This window comes from Comamonas sp. Tr-654 (genome assembly GCF_011752915.1).
Taxonomy (GTDB): Bacteria; Pseudomonadota; Gammaproteobacteria; order Burkholderiales; family Burkholderiaceae_C; genus Comamonas.
This window is the reverse complement of record NZ_VWWQ01000001.1, coordinates 587527-603988: the sequence shown is the minus strand read 5'-3', so window position 1 is coordinate 603988 and position 16462 is coordinate 587527. Positions and strand designations below refer to the sequence as shown.

Genomic DNA, 16462 nt, shown 5'->3' with positions numbered 1-16462 from the left:
GGCCATGGCCATCTCAATGACCGAGGCGGCTGCCCGTCATGTGAACCGCTATCTTTCACGTCGCGGCAAGGGGATTGGCGTGCGCCTCGGCGTGAAGACCACTGGCTGCTCCGGTCTGGCTTACAAGCTGGAGTATGTGGATGAGGTTCAGCCCGATGACGTGGTGTTCGAAGACCACGGCATCAAGGTGCTGATCGACCCCAAGAGCCTGGCCTATATCGACGGCACGGAGTTGGATTTCGTGCGCGAGGGCCTGAACGAAGGCTTCAAGTTCCACAACCCCAACGAGCGTGATCGCTGCGGTTGTGGTGAGAGCTTCAGGATTTGATTTCCCCCCTGAGTCGCTTCGCGCCTTCCCCCAAGGGGACGACACCTTCGCTGCGAGGCGGCTCTTGCTCGGTGTCCCTGGCGTGTGTAGCGCCCAAGCGTAAGAACAGAACCGCCTCAGCGCTGCTGTAGGCGGTTTTTTAATGCCATGAATCTGCAATCTGACGACTTTGAATTGTTTGGCCTGCTGCGCAAGTTTGCGCAAGAGCGCAGCCAGATCGACGCACGCTGGAAAGAGCTGCAGCGCGAGGCGCATCCCGATCGTTTTGCGGCGCAGGGCGCGGCCGCGCAGCGCGTGGCCATGCAATGGTCGGTTCGCATCAACGAGGCCTATCAGCGCCTCAAGGACCCGCTCAAGCGCGCGGCCTATCTGTGCGAGCTGGCCGGCGCTCCGGTGCGGGCCGAAGACAACACTGCCATGCCGGCGGCATTCCTGATGCAGCAGATGGAGTGGCGCGAAGCGCTGGAAGACGCTGCCAGCGAGCGGGAGCTCGATGCGCTGGAGGCCGAGATGCTCGCTGCCAAAAAGCAGATGCTTGCCGAATGCGGCCGTTTGCTGGACGAGGCTGGCGATGCGGTCGCTGCCGTGCAGCAGGTGAGAGCCCTCATGTTTGTTGCGCGATTTGCGCAAGATGTGGATCGCCGTCGCGATCAACTGGGACAATAAGACCCAGAACAACGCTTTGTGCCCCATGGCACATGGCGTATCCATCTTGAGCGGGCCAGCCACGCTGGCCTCTGACGTTTCAAAAGAAGAATTTCATGGCGCTTTTGCAGATTTCCGAGCCCGGCCAATCCCCCGATCCCCATCAGCGACGCATTGCCGTGGGCATAGATCTGGGCACCACGCACTCTCTGGTTGCCGCTGTGCGCAACGGCGTGGCCGAATGCCTGCCTGACGATCAGGGGCGCGTGCTGCTGCCTTCGGTAGTGCGCTACATGGAAATGGGCCGCCGCCAGATTGGTTTCGATGCCAAGGCTGCTCAGGCACAGGATGCCGTCAACACCATCAGTTCGGCAAAGCGCTTCATGGGTCGCAGCCTGGCCGATATCGAGTCGCCCGAGAAGCTGCCTTATCGGTTCAAGGCCGAGGACGGCGGTGTTATCTCCATCGAGACTGTGGACGGCGCCAAGACGCCCGTGGAAATCAGCGCCGAAATTCTGGCGACCTTGCGCTTCCGCGCCGAAGACACGTTTGATGACGAGCTCCATGGTGCGGTCATCACCGTGCCCGCGTACTTTGACGACGCCCAGCGTCAGGCCACCAAGGATGCGGCCAAGCTGGCCGGCATCAATCTGCTGCGCCTGATCAACGAGCCCACGGCGGCGGCCATTGCCTATGGCCTGGATAATGCAGCAGAGGGCGTCTACGCCGTCTACGACCTGGGTGGCGGCACTTTCGATATCTCGGTGCTGCGTCTTGCACAGGGCGTGTTCGAAGTGATCGCCACCGGCGGCGACTCGGCACTGGGCGGTGACGACTACGATGACGCGCTGGCAGCCTGGGTGGCGGAGAAGACCGGAACGCAGCTGGAGTCGGCAGCAGACAAGACCGCCTGGCGCATTGCCGCGCGCCATTGCAAGCAGACCTTGACTGATTCTGAAACTGTAGCGTTTACCGCTGATATTTCCTCGGGTTCAGTGTCGTTTGATGTCAAGCGTGAGGAATTCATTGCGCTGACTGCTCACTTAACCAGTAAGAGCCTTGCGGCCGTGCGCCGCGCGCTCAAGGATGCAGACCTGGGCCGCGACGAGGTGCAGGGCGTGGTCATGGTCGGCGGCTCCACCCGCATGCCCCAGATTCGTCAGGCCGTGGCCGACTTCTTCGGCAGCGAGCCGCTGACCAATCTCAATCCCGATGAAGTGGTGGCGCTCGGCGCTGCCATTCAGGCCAATCAGCTGGCCGGCAACAATACCGCCGGCGATCTGCTGTTGCTGGACGTGATCCCGCTATCGCTGGGCGTGGAAACCATGGGCGGCCTGTCCGAGCGCATCATCACGCGCAACGAGACCATTCCCACGGCCCGCGCACAGGACTTCACGACCTACAAGGACGGCCAGACCGCGCTGGCCATTCACGTGGTGCAAGGCGAGCGCGACCTGGTGGCAGACTGCCGTAGCTTGGCGCGTTTCGAGCTGCGCGGCATTCCGCCCATGGCTGCCGGTGCGGCGCGCATCCGCGTCACCTTCACGGTCGATGCGGACGGTCTGCTGTCCGTCAGCGCCAAGGAGCAACTCAGCGGCGTCGAAGCCCATATCAATGTCAAGCCTTCGTATGGTCTCTCCGACGACCAGATTGCGCAGATGCTGCAGGACGGCTTTGCCACGGCCCAGGAGGACATGAAGGCCCGCGCGTTGGTCGAGGCCCGCGTGGATGCCGATCGCATGCTGCTGGCCACGCAAAGCGCGCTGGATCTGGATGGCGATGTGCTCGGCTCCGAACAGCGCGACAGCATCGACGCCCTGATGGCCGCGCTGCGCGTGGCCGTCGCCAGTGATGATCCTGTCGTCGTGGAAGGCGCGACGCAGGCCTTGGCCAAGGGAACCGAGTCGTTTGCGGCCGAACGCATGAATCGCAGCATCCAGCAGGCGCTGGCTGGCAAGAGTGTCAACACCATTTAATTCATAAACAGAACAATGCCCATCATCAAAATTCTTCCTCACGCCGAATACTGCCCCAATGGAACGGAAATCGAAGCGCCTGTCGGCACGTCGATCTGCGAAGCCATGCTGGACAACGGCATCAATATCGAGCATGCCTGCGACATGAGCTGCGCCTGCACGACCTGCCATGTCATCGTCAAGGAGGGCTTCAACTCCCTGAACGAGGCGGAGGAAGAGGAAGAAGATCTGCTCGACAAGGCATGGGGCCTGCAGCCTCAGTCGCGCCTGTCCTGCCAGGCCATTCTGGCGCGCGAGAATGTGACGGTGGAGATCCCCAAGTACTCCATCAATCACGCCAAGGAAAATCACTGAGCCCCCCCCCTGAGGCGCTTTGCGCCTTCCCTCTCTCTACGCGCTTCGCGCTAGGGGTGGGGGACGACACCCTCGGTGCGCGGCGGAGCTTCCTCGGTGTCCTGGCTTTGGTGCGCGCTTGTTTTAGAAATTGTTGGGCGATGTGAGCGCCGCAGGTAATTGGGAGAAATTGAATGTCGCGTCAAATTGTTCTGGATACGGAAACCACGGGTCTGTCTCCCATTGACGGCGATCGCCTGATCGAGCTGGGCTGTGTTGAGCTGGTCAACCGCAAGCTCACCGGAAACAATCTGCACCTGTACTTCAATGCAGGTCGCGACAGCCACCCCGATGCCTTGCGCGTGCACGGAATCACCACGGAGTTCCTCAAGGACAAGCCGCGCTTCGAGGAGAAGATCGACGAGATCTGGGAGTATCTGCAAGGCGCAGAACTCATCATCCACAATGCGCCGTTCGACCTTGGCTTTCTGAACAACGAGCTCAAGCTGGCCAAGCGCCCGCCGCTCAAGCAGTGCGTGGGCGGTGTCCTCGACACCCTGGTCATGGCCAAGGAGATGTACCCGGGCAAGCGCAACTCGCTGGACTCGCTGTGCGATCGCCTGGGAGTCGACAATTCCAACCGCACGCTGCACGGCGCCTTGCTGGATGCGGAGCTGCTGGCGGATGTCTACATCAATCTGACGCGCGGGCAGGATGCCTTGCTCATGACAGAGGAGCCTGCGGATGCTCCGGCTGCCGGGGCCATGATCGTGGCCTCGGTGGACCTGAGCAGCTTCAGGTTGCCGGTGCTGCGTGCCAACGAGCAGGAGCAGTCGGCTCACGACGATGTGCTCAAGCAGATGGATAAATCCAGTGGTGGCAAGACCGCTTGGCGCAACTTTGAAAATGTGAGCGCCAATCCCTGATACAATAACGTTCATCGGGTGATTAGCTCAGCGGTAGAGCACTGCCTTCACACGGCAGGGGTCACATGTTCGATCCATGTATCACCCACCAGATAGCAAACCCTCTTGAGTCATTGAATCAAGAGGGTTTTTGTTTTGGGCTGCCGGTCAGCAGTCCCATCTGTCGTTGCATTCCGAGCTGCTGCAAGCCTGCGGTGTTCGGCGTGCGCTTGAGGTCATGCTGGGCCTGATGTGCTCAAGAGCATGGCATCGTCGCGGGGCCAGGCAGTCAGTTGCCTGTGATGCGGCGCACGGCTGAGAAATACCAGGCATCGGGCAGGCAGCGCAACAGACGCATCCAGCGCGTGAAGCGTCGCGGAAAATTCATCTCGAAACGTCCTTGGGACCAGCCTTGCAGCATATGCCGGGCGGCCTCGTCCGCATCGATCAGGGCGGGCATGCTGAAATGGTTCTGAGCCGTCAGCGGCGTATCGACAAAGCCGGGGTTGATGATGGACACACCCAGGCCCCGGTCGTGCAGGTCCAGATAGAGGTTTTCGGCCAGGTTGTTGAGTGCTGCCTTGGTAGGGCCGTAGGCCAGGGACATCGGTAGCCCGCGATAGCCGGCCACCGAGCCTACCAGTGCCAGATGGCCTTGCCCCGCCGCAAGCAGCATCGGAAGCACGGCATCGAGCAAATGCAGGGCGCCGCCATAGTTCACGGCCAGGTGGCGCTGCATTTCGGATAGGTCGAACTCCGTAGCGCGCTGGGGCTTGTAGCGGCCTGCGCAATAGAGAATCAGGTCGGGAGCCTTGCCGCAATGAGCCTGCACCGTCCGGGCTGCTGCAGCCAAGGCAGCGGCATCGGTCACGTCCAGCGGCAGTGCCAGACAGCCATCGTGGCTGCGCACGAAATCTTGCAGGGCGTCGCCCTGGCGCGCGGAAACGATCACCCTGGCTCCCTGCCTGTGCAGCGCGTCGGCTGTGGCGCGGCCTATGCCCGAAGAGGCTCCCAGAATCCAGGCCGATCGTCCCTGCCAGTCGCGCAGTGGCGGGTTCAGCCGTGCAAAGAGCAGCGACATGGTCATCACTCCTTGACGATGGCAAGTGTCACATCGCCCAGATGCAGGCCCAGCTTGCTCATGGCGGTGCGGTTGAGCAGGGTGCGTCCGTCGATCAGGTACATCCAGTCATCCATGCTGACATTCCAGACTCTTCCATTCACGGGCAGGGCCAGCACATAGCTCCAGCGGATGGCATTGCCTGCGCTCTCGCCCTGGGCTTCGCCCACCACGTCGTTGGCGCGGCCGCTGTAGCGTCCGTCGCCGAGATGGCGGATATGCCAGACGCGTTGCTGCGTGCTGCCGTCGCTGTAGACAAAGTGCTCGTCCAGCGTGCCCACGTCACCCTTCCAGCTCCCTGTCATGCGCACGGTGAAGCGCTTGACCACCTTGCCCGAGCGGTCCGTGAACATGCCGTGCGCGGTCAGCGGCCCGTTGAAGTACTGGCGCAGGTCCAGTTGCGGCTGCTCCTTGGCATAGTCCTGCACGGAAGGGCCGGCGCAGCCCGCAAGGCTCAGCGCCAATGCCGCGCCCAGGCAGGCACGCCGCAGCGGCGAAAACGAGGTGGATTGGATGATGTGGCTCATGTGTGCCTCCAGGAAGAATGCAGACGCTCGGCGCGCCAGAGCAGGGCCGCTGCTGCGAGCTTGAGCAGGCAGGGCAGGCCGCCATAGGCCCAGGCCAGCGCCTGAAGGCCTGCGGGCTCGCTGGCACCGCTGCGATAGCCGGCTGCCGACAGCAGGGGCAGGGTCAGGCCCGCCGCCAGGGCCAGGTTGAGCTTGGTGGCGCAGGTCCACCAGCCCAGGTAGCGGCCCTCGCTGCGGCCGCCTTCGCCGGATTCGTGAATCACGCCTGTGAGCAACGCTCCCGGCAGGGCCAGATCTGCGCCCAGGGCAAGACCGCTGGCCAGGCAGATCACGGCAAAAGCCATGCCGTCGCCTTCGCCCAGCCAGGGCGTGAAGCCGAAGGCCAGCACGCTGGCCAGCATGCCGGCCCGCCAGCTGGGTGCCAGACCCCAGCGTGCAACGGCTTTAACCCACAGTGGCAGGCCCAGGGCCGCAGCGCCGAAGAAGCACAGCAGCAGCACGGGTTGCAGTTCCGAGGCCTGCAGCCGGTCTGCCACGAAAAAAGGAAGCAGGGTGGCGGGAATGGCGGCAGCTACCCCGTTGACCATGAAGATGGCCAATAGCCGCCTGAAGCCTGCATTGGTCCATGGCGAGTTGGCAGGCCCGATCACGGACTGCTGCTGTTGCTGCGGTGGAACCGGAGTCTTGAGCCGCAACAGGCCGGTCAGGCCCAGTGCCAGACCCAGGGCGAGAAAGCCTGTGGTCGCATCCAGTCCCAGCCAGGTCGGCAGCATGCTGGCCAGCAGCACACCCGTCAGGCTGGCTCCTTCGCGCCAGGTCGTGACACGCGCACGCCAGGCGGGCTCTCCGCCCCACCGGGTGCCCCAGGCCTGGTGGAGAATGACGAGCACGCTATAGGCCAGCGTGCACACCAGCAGGCTGCAGGCAAGCCAGCCCAGCAGGCCCGCCGTGTCCTGCGCATCGAAAGGCGGATGCCAGAGGGCACCGAAGCCCAGAGCCATCAGCAGACTGGCCAGGACCGCCGCACTGGCGGCACGAAACACGCCCTGGCGCAGAAGGCGGTCGACCCAGCGGCCGATGGCCGGGTCGACCAGCGCGTCGAAGGCTCGTGTGGCCAGCAGCACGGCGCCCAGTCCCGCCAGCGGGGCGCCCGCCACGCTGGCGTAGTGGTAGGGCAGGTTCACATACAGCGGCAAAGAGGCGAAGGCCAGCGGCGCGGCCAGAGCGCCATAGGCCAGGCCCGTGCGCCAAGGCAGGAGGTGGGCGGTGGCCGTATGTGAAGGCATGGGGTGCTCCGCTGGTGCTCAGCCCAGGCCCAGCAGCGAACTGCGCATGGCAGGGGCCGAAGTCCGGGGCGACAGCCAGATGCCGAAGAACAGGCGTACATACTCTGCATCGCGTAGCTGCGCGGTCTGGCGGCCGTTGTGGAAGAAGCGCACCTCGCCCTGGCCGTCGTTCAGGCCCAGCAGCCTGTCCTGGGCCTGCACGTTGGGGAAGGCCTGTTTCATCAGCTCCAGCCATTGGCGGGCCTGCTCCTCGGTGAAGCTGCCGACCCTGCGCATTTCGGCGATGGAGCGCTCGGCAATGGCCATGCCTTCGAGCTTGCGGTCATAGACCAGCTCCAGTGCAAACGGATGTCGGGCGTAGTCTTCGGCTGGGAAGCCGGCAGCGGCCCACAGCCTTGCCTCGTAGACACGCAGACCGAAAAACCGCAGCACGCCTTTGCCGATCAGGCGTCCGGTAGGCAGGGTGCTGCGCAGTTCGGTGGGGAGATCTGCTGTCGGGGTCATGGCGTGGGTCAGGTTGGACATGGCGGTCAGTGAAAGGGCAAGAGCGCAGGCAGCGCCCCAGGCCAAGGCCTGGCGGCGGTGCGCGCGGAGTTGAGGGGCAGTCATGGCAGTGGCCTGCGCAGGGTGAACTGGACGACGTCGGTGTTGCCGGTGTCGAAGGCCGCTTCGCAATAGGCAAGATAGAAGCGCCAGATGCGCACAAAGCGCTCGTCAAAGCCCAGGGAGCGAACGGCGTTTAGCTGGTGCTCGAAGGACTGGCGCCAGCGGCGCAGCGTTTCCGCATAGTCGCGGCCGAAGGCCAGGTGATGCTCGACCACCAGGCCGGCACGCCGTGCTTCCTGCTCGAAGGCGGAAATGCTGGGCAGCAGCCCGCCCGGGAAAATGTACTGCTGTATGAAGTCGGTGGAGCGCAGATAGCGCGCGAATAGGTCTTCGCGCAGCGTGATGGTCTGTATGCAGGCCAGGCCTCCGGGCTTGAGACAGTCGCGCAGTGTCTGGAAGTAGCCACACCAGTATTCACGTCCCACGGCCTCGAACATTTCGATGGATACGATGGCATCGAAGGGCTGGCGGGCATGCAGGGCAGGCAGGTCGCGGTAGTCCTGGTAACGCAGCTCTACGGCATCGTCCAGGCCCGACTGCAGCATGCGTTGCTGTCCCCAGTTCAGCTGCTCGCGCGACAGCGTCACGCCTGTGACCTGGGCACCGAATTCGCGGGCCGCAGTCTCGGCCAGGCCACCCCAGCCGCAGCCGATCTCCAGCAGGCGCTGGCCGGGCTGCAGCTGCACCTCGTCCAGCGTGCGTCTGAGCTTGGCCTGCTGGGCCGCCTGCAGGTCGGCTTGCTGCAGCGACTCGCCCGTGCGCCCCTCAAACCAGGCTGCGCTATAGCTCATGCCGGGGTCCAGCCACAACTGGTAGAAGTCATTGCCCAGGTCGTAATGGGCATGGATGTTTCTGGCGCTGCCGGCTCGCGTATTGCGTTGTAGCAGGTGACGCAGGCGGTAGCCCAACCGGCCCCACCAGCTGCCGTAGATCAGGCTTTGCACATGATCGCGGTTGGCCATGCACAGCCGCAGCAGCGCAGCCAGGTCGGGACTGTCCCATTCACCGGCGATATAGCCTTCGGCCAGGCCGATGTCGCCCGATTTCAGGGTGCGTTCCAGCGCCTGCCAGTCACGTAGCACGCAATGTGCGTCGGCGAGGCTGGACGCAGAGCGCAGCTGAGGTAGGTGCAGCAGGCGACCGTCGGGCTGCTCCAGGTCCAGTTGCCCGCGGGGCAGACGTTCGAGCAGGTTCAGCACACGGCGTGCCCGCGCAGGCGTGCGGCGCGGTGCTGCTGCGGCGGGGCTCAGCAAGGGGGCGGCGGTGGTGTTCATCGTGTGACGAAGCGCTCGGGCTCGGTGGGTTTGCCATGGAAGGGCAGGCGCTTGGCCCAGAGGCGTAGCGCCTGCCAGTGGATGCGGGCGATGACGCCCAGCGTCATCAAGGGAGTACCGAAGAAGGCGCGGCGCACGTTGGTCGCATCCAGCGGATACAGCGTGCCGCCCACGCTGGTCTGCAGCAGAGGGCCGTCTTCGTCATGCAGATCCACGCGCGCCAGGGTGTGTTTCTCGCTGCGCTCGAAGCGGAAGCGGTACTCGCCCCGCACTTCGCAGAACGGCGAGACATGGAACTGCTTGCGTGTCATCTGCTCGCTGCCCCAGGCCAGCTCAGGGCCGGCCAGCAGATAGGCATGGCGCTCGCCAAAGGTGTTGTTGACTTCCGCCAGCACGGCGGCCAGCGAGCCATCGCTGCGGTGGGCATACCAGAAGCTCACGGGTTTGAACACATAGCCCAGCACGCGCGGAAAGGTGTGCAGCCAGACTTCACCGTCAGCATCGTCAATGCCTTCGCTGTGCAGCAGTTGCTCGAACCAGTCCAGGGCATCGGCTCCGCCCTCGCCGTGGTCACTGTCGTTAAAGCTGATCCAGCCGCGCCTGTTGCGCCGCAGCACGGTGTCGGGCTGTATGCGCAAGCTGCGCATTGGCAGCATGAGGAAGTAGCCCGAATATCGGAAGGCATGCTCGACGGGCCGCAGACGCCGATGCCAGACATGGCCGAAGCCGATGAGGGGCCGGGCGTTCATGCTGCCCCCCTGATGGCTGGGTTGACAGTTAGCCTGGGCAAGGCGTCCAGCAGGCCATCTGCCGCGTCGAGTCCCGAGCGCAGACCATCTTCGTGAAAGCCGTAGCCACACCAGGCACCGCAGAACCAGGTACGGCTCTGGCCTTGCAGAGCCGCGACCTGACTCTGGGCTTCGATGGCCGCCAGGTCGAAGACCGGATGGCTGTATGCAATGCGCGCGTGAACCTTGCTATCGTCGATGGGACGCACCGGATTCAATGAGACCATTACGGGCTGCTGCCACGGCAGAGGCTGGAGGCGGTTGATCAGATAGTGCAGGCAGACGCCAGTCCGGTTGCGCCCCGCATCGACCGCACGTTCGTAGTTCCAGGCCGCCCAGGCGGCCTCGCGGCTGGGCAATACGCTGGCATCGGTGTGCAGCACGGCCTGATTGGGCTGGTAGCGTATGGCTCCCAGCACGCTGCGCTCCTGCGGCGTGGCGTCGAAACCCAGCAGGCGTAGGGCCTGGTCGCTGTGGCAGGCCAGTAACACGGCATCGAAGTGCTCCGTGCCATGCGCCATCTGCAGCAACACGCCATGTTCCACGCGGCGCAGGCTCAGCACGGGCGCGTTCAGACGGGCCTCGTGGCGGCCATCGTGCTGCAGCGAGGCCAACATGCGCCGCACATACTGGCGCGAGCCGCCCCGCACGGTGTACCACTGGGGCCGGTCGGAGACCTGGATCAGGCCATGGTTGTGACAAAAGCGGATCAGCGTGGCCACGGGAAAGCGCAGCATCTGGTCTGTCGGGCATGACCAGATGCAACCCATCATGGGCAGCAGGTAGTCCTGCCGGAAGGCGGTGCCGAAGCCGTGCTCATCCAGAAACGCTTCGATGGAGCTGCGCAGGCCGGCCTCGTCGCCTTCCCGGGCGATGCGTGTGGCTAGACGATTGAAGCGCAGGATCTCGGCCAGCATCTTCAGAAAACGGGGGCGCAGCAGGTTGCTGCGCTGCGCGAAGACTGCTCCCAGTGAGCTGCCGCTCCACTCGAGGCCGGCACGCCCGTCGGCAAGAGGAACCTGCACCGAAAACGACATCTCGGCGGCCGCCGTAGGCACTTGCAGCTCTTCGAACAGCTGAGTCAAAAGCGGATAGGTTCGGTGATTGAAAACCAGAAAGCCTGTGTCCACACCCTGGCTCACGCCATTCAGCGTCATATCGACGGTGTTGGCATGCCCGCCGAAATGGTGGCCCGCTTCCAGCAATGTCACGCGATGCTGGCCAGGCGCGCTTGCCAGACGCCGGGCAGCGGCCAGACCCGCAACCCCAGACCCTATGACTGCAATGCGATGCATGGGAACGCCTTTCCTGGTTTATCAGTCCGTTTGCACCAGGAAGGTCAAATCGTGAACTGATGAGTTCAAACTATAAACCAAACATTTCCACTTTGCACTATCTAGTATGGGGTGTGGCCTATCAGGTCTAAAATAAGTCCATGACAAGCCGTTCCTCCATCAAGCAACAGATACAGCGCGTGCGTGAGCAGGCCATCGTGGTGGCCGTCAACCGGCTGCTGGCCACCAAGGGCTATGACGCCATGACGGTGGATGAGGTCGCTGCCGAAGCCGGCATGGCCAAGGCCAGCCTCTACAAGCTGTTCACCTCCAAGGAGGAACTGGCGGGAGCCGCCATGGTCGGCGTGCTGGACCGTGCACTGGCTTTCGTGGACGGCCTGCGCGACGAAGCAAGCCAGGCGGCTGAGGCCGGTGTGCTCATGCGCCCGCTGGATCAGCTCAAGGCTGTGACGCGCTGGGCCATGCAGACCCAGCTGGAGGGCGAAATGCCTTCGCTACCGGCACAGAACTCGAATCTCAGCGCGTCTTTGCAATCCAACGATGCCTATATGGACCGGCTGATTGCCCTGAGCAACCGGCTCAGCATCTGGATCACCGAAGCCCAGACCAGCGGCCAGTTGCAGGCCGCGCTGCCCCCCGAGCTGGTGCTGTACACGCTGTTTGCACGGGCTTGCGATCCCGTCGTGGCTCTGCTCAAGGAATCGGGCCAGTACACGCATGTGCAGATCATGGACTGGGTGACGAGCACCACGTTTGACGGGCTGGCGGCGGCGAGCTGAGGAGCTGGTACCGGCTCCTCAGCGCTGCTCTGGCAAGAGTTCGATCCGGCTTGCGGAAGTCTGCCGCAGTCTCAGGATTGCATGATCACCGGCCCGCCCTTGCTCAAGGCTCGCTGGTATGCCGCACGCTTGTGCATGCGCTGGCGATAGGCGATCAGATGGGGCCAGGCGTTCTCGTTTTCGCTGCGGATCAGGGCTGCTTCAACGGCAAAGCTCATCTGGAAGTCGGCCATGCTCAGATGCTCGCCGGCAAACCAGCGATGTTCTGCCAAATGCGCTTCCATGAAGGCCAGCGCTGTCTGCACATTGGGCGCAACGAGTTTTTGCTGCACCCGCTTGCACAGGGCGCGGGCGATGGGGCGCACGAAAAAAGGCATGGGCTGGCGCGGGATGGTGTCGAAAACCAGTTTCATCACCAGCCAGTTCATCAGTGAACCCTCGGCATAGTGCATCCAGAAGCGGCACTCACGGTGTTCTTGGGTGCCGCGCAGGGGCTCAAGGTGTGAAAGTTCCGAAGGCGCCTGATGAGCGTAGCGCTCAACCAGATACTCGATGATCGCGCCTGATTCGGCGACAACAATGCCCGCATCGGTGATCACCGGCGATTTGCCCAGCGGATGCACGCGCTTGAGCTCCGGTGGCGCCAGGCGTGTTCCGGGATCGCGCTGGTAGCGGCGCAGTTCGTAAGGCACACCAAGCTCCTCGAGCAGCCAGAGTATGCGTTGCGAGCGCGAAGTTTCAAGGTGATGAACGGTGAGCATGGGGCGTTTTCCTGGAAGCGGAACCTGCGCTGCGCAGCCAGCGCATCAAGATTCCAAGCAAAGGCAGTTTCTCGTAGAGTTCTTCAGCCGCATCCCAGTAATCGCGATGCTGGCAGACCAGACCTTGAGCATCAAAGCGCAGCAGGCTGGCCCCCCGAATGCATTGCTCGGAACCGGGTCGCCAGCGTCGCAAGCGAAAGCGAAATTCCCAGGCCAGAAAGGCCTGACTGTCCTGCACCAGCCGCTCGATGACGACAAAGCGCGGCTCTTGCAGCGTGTCGAACATATGGGCGAAGATGCCGGCGATGGCGGTCACGCCGCGCACTTCATTGAACGGATCCTTGAAGTGCGCATCGCTGGCGTAATAGCTGTCGAGTTGCTGCAGATGGCCAGGGGCCAGTTGTTCGTACAGCTGGACAAGCCGCTCCACTGCGGCACCCGTATCGCTTGAGGAGGAGGGGCTTTGCTGCATGCATCAAATTGTAGGCAAAACTGCTCCGCATCCCCGTGGCTGCCACGCCACGGCTATTCTTCCGGCCAGGCCTTGTCAGGCTTCCAGTGTCGGACTGCTACGGGTGCGTTTTCTTGGTCAGCACCGGTTCGCTCCGGTAGCGGTCTGGGAAGAGGCGCTTGAGGTTGCTCACCTTGGGCAGATCATTGAAGACGATATAGGGGTGACGCGGGTTATCGGTCATGAAATCCTGGTGGTAGAGCTCAGCCGGATAGAAGCTTGCCCTGTCCTCAAGGCGGGTGACGATGGGCTTCGGATACAGATGTGCCGCGTCAAGCTGCGAGACATAGGCCTGTGCAGTCTTGAGCTGGGTGGGGTTGGTCGCAAAAATGGCCGAGCGGTACTGCGTACCGGTGTCCGGCCCCTGCCGGTTGAGTTGGGTGGGATCATGAACCACAGAGAAAAATATCTGCAGCAGCTGTCCATAGCTCACCAGTGACGGATCGAAGGTGACCTCTACCGATTCTGCATGTCCGGTATTGCCGCGGCTGACCTGCTCATAGGAGGCGGTGGATGCTGTGCCTCCGCTATAGCCCGAGACGGCACGCTGCACGCCTTTGACATGCTGGAATACGCCCTGTACTCCCCAGAAACAGCCGCCGGCAAAGATGGCGCGCTGCGGTGCGGGACCGGTGGCCGGCATGTCAATGGCAGGGGCAGGGATGCGGACAGCCTCGTCGGCAGAGAAGGCCGTTGATTGCCACAGCAGTCCGCTGCCCAGTAAAACCAGGCCGCCAGTCAAGGTCTGGAGCAGGCCGCGCCTATGCAGGCCGCGCCGGTTGGAAATGGCACCCAGTGTGATACGTGTTTTCATGATGGTCATCCAAAGGTGAAGGCATAGGCGGAAACGCCGCTGTCAAGAAACTCGATGCTGAAGGTCCGCTCGGCAACGGCGCCGGACTGGCGCACCAGCTGATAGAGACGTTGTCCGGTGACGGTGCCGCTGCCGTCGGCTGCCACGTCCACGCCGTGGGCATCGCCGGGTGGTTTGCCGTCGACGCTGACCTTGAAGCGCACGGGTTTGCCGCCGGCGCCGGGGCTCAGCACCAGGTGCAGATCACGCGCCTTGAAGCGGTAGACGATGCGACCCGAGGTGCCGGCCAGCGTGGCGCTTTCCGCCCCCACCATCCATTGACCGGCGAGGCCCCAGGCGTTCAGCCTGGTCTCTTGCGGCTCCAGATATGTGGTCGTCCTGTCGTGCACTGCTTTGGGGGTGGAGGCGAAGTTCTCGGCACGCTCGTAGCCCAGATAGGTTTCGGGCGAGGAGACCTCATCCATGTTGGCGGCCAACTGCACACCCTCTGCATCCACCTGAGTCAGGCCCATGGCCGAACGGGTGCTGCCCGCTTCTTTGAGAAGCTGCTGTATTACCCGTTCAGATTCTGCATAGCCGCCTTCGCCGAAGTGGTGGTGGCGTATGCGTCCCGTGGCATCGATGAAGTAATGGGCAGGCCAGTACTGGTTGCGGAAGGCGCGCCAGATCGCATACTGGTTGTCCACGGCCACCGGATAGCTGATGCCCAGATCTTTCATGGCCTTGCTCACGTTGCCGATGTCGCGTTCAAAGGCGAACTCGGGTGCGTGCACGCCGATCACGACCAGTCCCTGGTCGCGGTATTTTTCGGCCCAGGCCTTCACATAGGGAAGAGTGCGCAGGCAGTTGATGCAGGAGTAGGTCCAGAAATCCACCAACACCACCTTGCCTCGCAGGTCCTGCTCACCCAGCGGCTTGGAGTTGAGCCATTGGGTCGCACCGTTCAGGGGCGGCGCGATGCCCTCATCGGGCAGGGCCTGGGCTGTGCTGGACGGCCCGCTCATGCGCATTGCAGCTCCCGCGGCCATCATGGCAGCCCCATCAGCAGGTGAAAGGGATGGTGCCTGCATCATCATGCCCGGGTTGCCACGCATGGCGAACTGGTTGTCGCTCTGCGGCTGGTTCAGGCGCTCGACCAGTTTCTGCTCCAGACTGCCGGTGGATGCCGTTGACAGTCGGGCCAGCACGCCGGTGTCGATTCCCAGTGCAATGGCTGCAACGCCTGCGAGCATGGCTGCTCCGAGGGCGCGTCGCACCCATTCACCGGCACCCAGCGAGCGCTTGAGCGCGGCAAATACCCGGCCCCCCAGCAGCAAAGCCGCAGCCATGGAGGTCGCTGCCCCGGCGGCATAGGCCAGCAGCAGCAAGCTTGAGGTCGTGTTGGCCCCCTGCAAGGCGGCGCCGGTCAGTATCAGTCCCAGAATGGGCCCGGCGCATGGAGCCCACAGCAGCCCCGTCGCGACTCCCAGCAACACGGAGGAGGCCACCTTCGGCGTACCGTCTTGCTGTACCGACTCGGACAGGCGCGATCCGGCGGTCACCAATGGACGGGTCAGCCGCTCCGACAGATGCGGCAGCAACAGGGTCAGCCCGAAAACGGCCACCAGTGCCAAGGCCAGCCAGCGGCCATATTGATTGGCAGCCACCACCCAGCCGCCGCCTACGGCTGCGAGAGAGGCAACGACCGCAAAGGTCAGCGCCATGCCTGCCAGCAATGGCAGGCCACTGCGCACAAAGGGCTGATTCGCGCGAGAGAATACGAAGGGCAGCACGGGCAGGATGCAGGGACTGACGATGGTCAGCACGCCACCCAGATAGGCAAGGACGATCAGCAACATGGCCTGTTTCTCCTCAAGCGGGCTTGGGCGCGAAAGCCAGTGCAAGACCGTTCATGCAGTAGCGCAGACCTGTCGGAGGCGGCCCGTCCTCAAAGACGTGGCCAAGGTGACCGCCGCAGCGCCGGCAGTGGGCCTCGATGCGCACCATGCCGTAGCTTCGATCCTTGCGGGTGGCGACGGCATTGTCCAGTGGCTTCCAGAAGCTCGGCCAGCCGGTGCCGCTTTCGAACTTGGTGCTGGAGGCAAACAAGGGCAATGAGCAGCCGGCGCAGGAAAAGGTGCCTGGGCGATGCTCCTTGTTGAGCGGACTGCTGCCCGGAGGCTCTGTGGCCTCCTGTCGAAGCACGGCATATTGCTGAGGGCTGAGCCGGGCGCGCCACTGGGCGTCGGTGTAGCTGATTTCGAAGGACTCGGTCGCCGCAGTGGCTCGGCGGTGGAACGTTGCGGCGCAGAGCGCAGCGGCGGAGGCTGCAGTGCCCAGCAGCATGTGGCGTCGGGTAGTCATGGCATCGGCTTTCAGGGTTCGATGGCTTCGAGCTTAGGAAGTGCGGGTCCCGAAGTCCTCACGCAAAGTTAAAAAAAACGTGATAACTCCCCGCCAGCAGTTTGAGCACAATGTGAAATCAGGCGGCCCTGTGCCGCCGTGCTGCACCAACTGCCCCGGAGACCTGAATAC

18 protein-coding genes and 1 tRNA gene are annotated in these 16462 nt (G+C 63.4%); 7 read left to right on the top strand and 12 right to left on the bottom strand.

The window, feature by feature from the left end; translation table 11 throughout:
• The first annotated feature begins 4 nt into the window (after window positions 1–4).
• From iscA to F3J24_RS02615, 6 genes are all read left to right on the top strand, one after another.
• On the top strand, window positions 5–328 hold the full coding sequence (gene iscA / locus F3J24_RS02640) for an iron-sulfur cluster assembly protein IscA (RefSeq protein ID WP_003054214.1): 324 nt from the start codon (window positions 5–7) through the stop codon (window positions 326–328).
• A 147-nt stretch (window positions 329–475) separates the two neighbouring features.
• On the top strand, window positions 476–994 hold the full coding sequence (hscB, locus tag F3J24_RS02635; RefSeq protein WP_167002472.1) for a Fe-S protein assembly co-chaperone HscB: 519 nt from the start codon (window positions 476–478) through the stop codon (window positions 992–994).
• Between the two features lie 95 nt (window positions 995–1089).
• A complete protein-coding gene (gene hscA / locus F3J24_RS02630) occupies window positions 1090–2949 on the top strand; it encodes a Fe-S protein assembly chaperone HscA (RefSeq protein WP_167002470.1) in 1860 nt (619 codons plus the stop codon).
• 15 nt (window positions 2950–2964) lie between these two features.
• Window positions 2965–3303 carry an ISC system 2Fe-2S type ferredoxin gene (gene fdx, locus F3J24_RS02625; protein ID WP_003054218.1) on the top strand — a complete coding sequence of 113 codons (339 nt, stop codon included), beginning with the start codon at window positions 2965–2967 and terminating at the stop codon, window positions 3301–3303.
• Between the two features lie 173 nt (window positions 3304–3476).
• On the top strand, window positions 3477–4208 hold the full coding sequence (dnaQ, locus tag F3J24_RS02620) for a DNA polymerase III subunit epsilon (protein WP_167002468.1): 732 nt from the start codon (window positions 3477–3479) through the stop codon (window positions 4206–4208).
• A 16-nt stretch (window positions 4209–4224) separates the two neighbouring features.
• Window positions 4225–4299 (top strand) — tRNA-Val (locus tag F3J24_RS02615).
• Between the two features lie 177 nt (window positions 4300–4476).
• On the opposite strand, the gene F3J24_RS02610 is transcribed toward F3J24_RS02615, so the two are convergent.
• The 7 genes from F3J24_RS02610 to F3J24_RS02580 are packed head-to-tail and all read right to left on the bottom strand — an operon-like array spanning window position 4477 to window position 11083.
• The gene (locus F3J24_RS02610; RefSeq protein WP_167002466.1) at window positions 4477–5268 is read right to left on the bottom strand and encodes an SDR family oxidoreductase; all 792 of its coding nucleotides are present in this window, start codon (window positions 5266–5268) and stop codon (window positions 4477–4479) included.
• Between the two features lie 5 nt (window positions 5269–5273).
• On the bottom strand, window positions 5274–5834 hold the full coding sequence (locus F3J24_RS02605) for a DUF3833 domain-containing protein (RefSeq protein ID WP_167002464.1): 561 nt from the start codon (window positions 5832–5834) through the stop codon (window positions 5274–5276).
• Entirely contained in the window at window positions 5831–7120 is a 1290-nt protein-coding gene (locus tag F3J24_RS02600) for an MFS transporter (protein ID WP_167002462.1), read from the bottom strand. The genes F3J24_RS02605 and F3J24_RS02600 overlap by 4 nt, the downstream gene beginning before the upstream one ends.
• Before the next feature lie 18 nt (window positions 7121–7138).
• Window positions 7139–7729 carry a hypothetical protein gene (locus F3J24_RS02595; protein ID WP_167002460.1) on the bottom strand — a complete coding sequence of 197 codons (591 nt, stop codon included), beginning with the start codon at window positions 7727–7729 and terminating at the stop codon, window positions 7139–7141.
• Entirely contained in the window at window positions 7726–9000 is a 1275-nt protein-coding gene (locus F3J24_RS02590; RefSeq protein WP_167002458.1) for a cyclopropane-fatty-acyl-phospholipid synthase family protein, read from the bottom strand. Before F3J24_RS02590 ends, F3J24_RS02595 begins: the two co-directional genes overlap by 4 nt.
• Window positions 8997–9749: a DUF1365 domain-containing protein gene (locus tag F3J24_RS02585; protein ID WP_167002456.1), complete on the bottom strand. Its 753-nt coding sequence runs from the start codon at window positions 9747–9749 to the stop codon at window positions 8997–8999. Before F3J24_RS02585 ends, F3J24_RS02590 begins: the two co-directional genes overlap by 4 nt.
• Complete coding sequence (locus tag F3J24_RS02580; protein ID WP_167002454.1) at window positions 9746–11083, bottom strand: NAD(P)/FAD-dependent oxidoreductase; 1338 nt, start codon at window positions 11081–11083, stop codon at window positions 9746–9748. Before F3J24_RS02580 ends, F3J24_RS02585 begins: the two co-directional genes overlap by 4 nt.
• Before the next feature lie 140 nt (window positions 11084–11223).
• Here F3J24_RS02580 and F3J24_RS02575 point away from each other — a divergent pair, with 140 nt between their 5' ends.
• A complete protein-coding gene (locus F3J24_RS02575; RefSeq protein ID WP_167002452.1) occupies window positions 11224–11862 on the top strand; it encodes a TetR/AcrR family transcriptional regulator in 639 nt (212 codons plus the stop codon).
• Window positions 11863–11933: 71 nt separating this feature from the next.
• Here F3J24_RS02575 and F3J24_RS02570 read toward each other — a convergent pair whose 3' ends face one another.
• The 5 genes from F3J24_RS02570 to msrB all read right to left on the bottom strand — a co-directional run bounded on the left by F3J24_RS02570 (window position 11934) and on the right by msrB (window position 16291).
• Window positions 11934–12623: a glutathione S-transferase family protein gene (locus tag F3J24_RS02570; protein ID WP_167002450.1), complete on the bottom strand. Its 690-nt coding sequence runs from the start codon at window positions 12621–12623 to the stop codon at window positions 11934–11936.
• Window positions 12601–13095, bottom strand: a complete 495-nt coding sequence (locus tag F3J24_RS02565; RefSeq protein WP_167002448.1) for a nuclear transport factor 2 family protein — start codon at window positions 13093–13095, stop codon at window positions 12601–12603. The genes F3J24_RS02570 and F3J24_RS02565 overlap by 23 nt, the downstream gene beginning before the upstream one ends.
• Before the next feature lie 97 nt (window positions 13096–13192).
• Window positions 13193–13957 carry a peptide-methionine (S)-S-oxide reductase MsrA gene (gene msrA, locus F3J24_RS02560; RefSeq protein WP_205244575.1) on the bottom strand — a complete coding sequence of 255 codons (765 nt, stop codon included), beginning with the start codon at window positions 13955–13957 and terminating at the stop codon, window positions 13193–13195.
• A complete protein-coding gene (locus F3J24_RS02555) occupies window positions 13954–15786 on the bottom strand; it encodes a cytochrome c biogenesis protein DipZ (RefSeq protein WP_167002444.1) in 1833 nt (610 codons plus the stop codon). The genes msrA and F3J24_RS02555 overlap by 4 nt, the downstream gene beginning before the upstream one ends.
• A 13-nt stretch (window positions 15787–15799) precedes the next feature.
• Entirely contained in the window at window positions 15800–16291 is a 492-nt protein-coding gene (gene msrB, locus F3J24_RS02550; RefSeq protein WP_167002442.1) for a peptide-methionine (R)-S-oxide reductase MsrB, read from the bottom strand.
• Window positions 16292–16462: the final 171 nt, after the last annotated feature.

Coding starts and splice junctions, on each gene's coding strand:
- iscA (WP_003054214.1), top strand. CDS start 5: ATGGCCATCTCAATGACCGAGGCGGCTGCCCGTCATGTGAACCGCTAT.
- hscB (WP_167002472.1), top strand. CDS start 476: ATGAATCTGCAATCTGACGACTTTGAATTGTTTGGCCTGCTGCGCAAG.
- hscA (WP_167002470.1), top strand. CDS start 1,090: ATGGCGCTTTTGCAGATTTCCGAGCCCGGCCAATCCCCCGATCCCCAT.
- fdx (WP_003054218.1), top strand. CDS start 2,965: ATGCCCATCATCAAAATTCTTCCTCACGCCGAATACTGCCCCAATGGA.
- dnaQ (WP_167002468.1), top strand. CDS start 3,477: ATGTCGCGTCAAATTGTTCTGGATACGGAAACCACGGGTCTGTCTCCC.
- F3J24_RS02610 (WP_167002466.1), bottom strand. CDS start 5,268: ATGTCGCTGCTCTTTGCACGGCTGAACCCGCCACTGCGCGACTGGCAG.
- F3J24_RS02605 (WP_167002464.1), bottom strand. CDS start 5,834: ATGAGCCACATCATCCAATCCACCTCGTTTTCGCCGCTGCGGCGTGCC.
- F3J24_RS02600 (WP_167002462.1), bottom strand. CDS start 7,120: ATGCCTTCACATACGGCCACCGCCCACCTCCTGCCTTGGCGCACGGGC.
- F3J24_RS02595 (WP_167002460.1), bottom strand. CDS start 7,729: ATGACTGCCCCTCAACTCCGCGCGCACCGCCGCCAGGCCTTGGCCTGG.
- F3J24_RS02590 (WP_167002458.1), bottom strand. CDS start 9,000: ATGAACACCACCGCCGCCCCCTTGCTGAGCCCCGCCGCAGCAGCACCG.
- F3J24_RS02585 (WP_167002456.1), bottom strand. CDS start 9,749: ATGAACGCCCGGCCCCTCATCGGCTTCGGCCATGTCTGGCATCGGCGT.
- F3J24_RS02580 (WP_167002454.1), bottom strand. CDS start 11,083: ATGCATCGCATTGCAGTCATAGGGTCTGGGGTTGCGGGTCTGGCCGCT.
- F3J24_RS02575 (WP_167002452.1), top strand. CDS start 11,224: ATGACAAGCCGTTCCTCCATCAAGCAACAGATACAGCGCGTGCGTGAG.
- F3J24_RS02570 (WP_167002450.1), bottom strand. CDS start 12,623: ATGCTCACCGTTCATCACCTTGAAACTTCGCGCTCGCAACGCATACTC.
- F3J24_RS02565 (WP_167002448.1), bottom strand. CDS start 13,095: ATGCAGCAAAGCCCCTCCTCCTCAAGCGATACGGGTGCCGCAGTGGAG.
- msrA (WP_205244575.1), bottom strand. CDS start 13,957: ATGACCATCATGAAAACACGTATCACACTGGGTGCCATTTCCAACCGG.
- F3J24_RS02555 (WP_167002444.1), bottom strand. CDS start 15,786: ATGTTGCTGATCGTCCTTGCCTATCTGGGTGGCGTGCTGACCATCGTC.
- msrB (WP_167002442.1), bottom strand. CDS start 16,291: ATGACTACCCGACGCCACATGCTGCTGGGCACTGCAGCCTCCGCCGCT.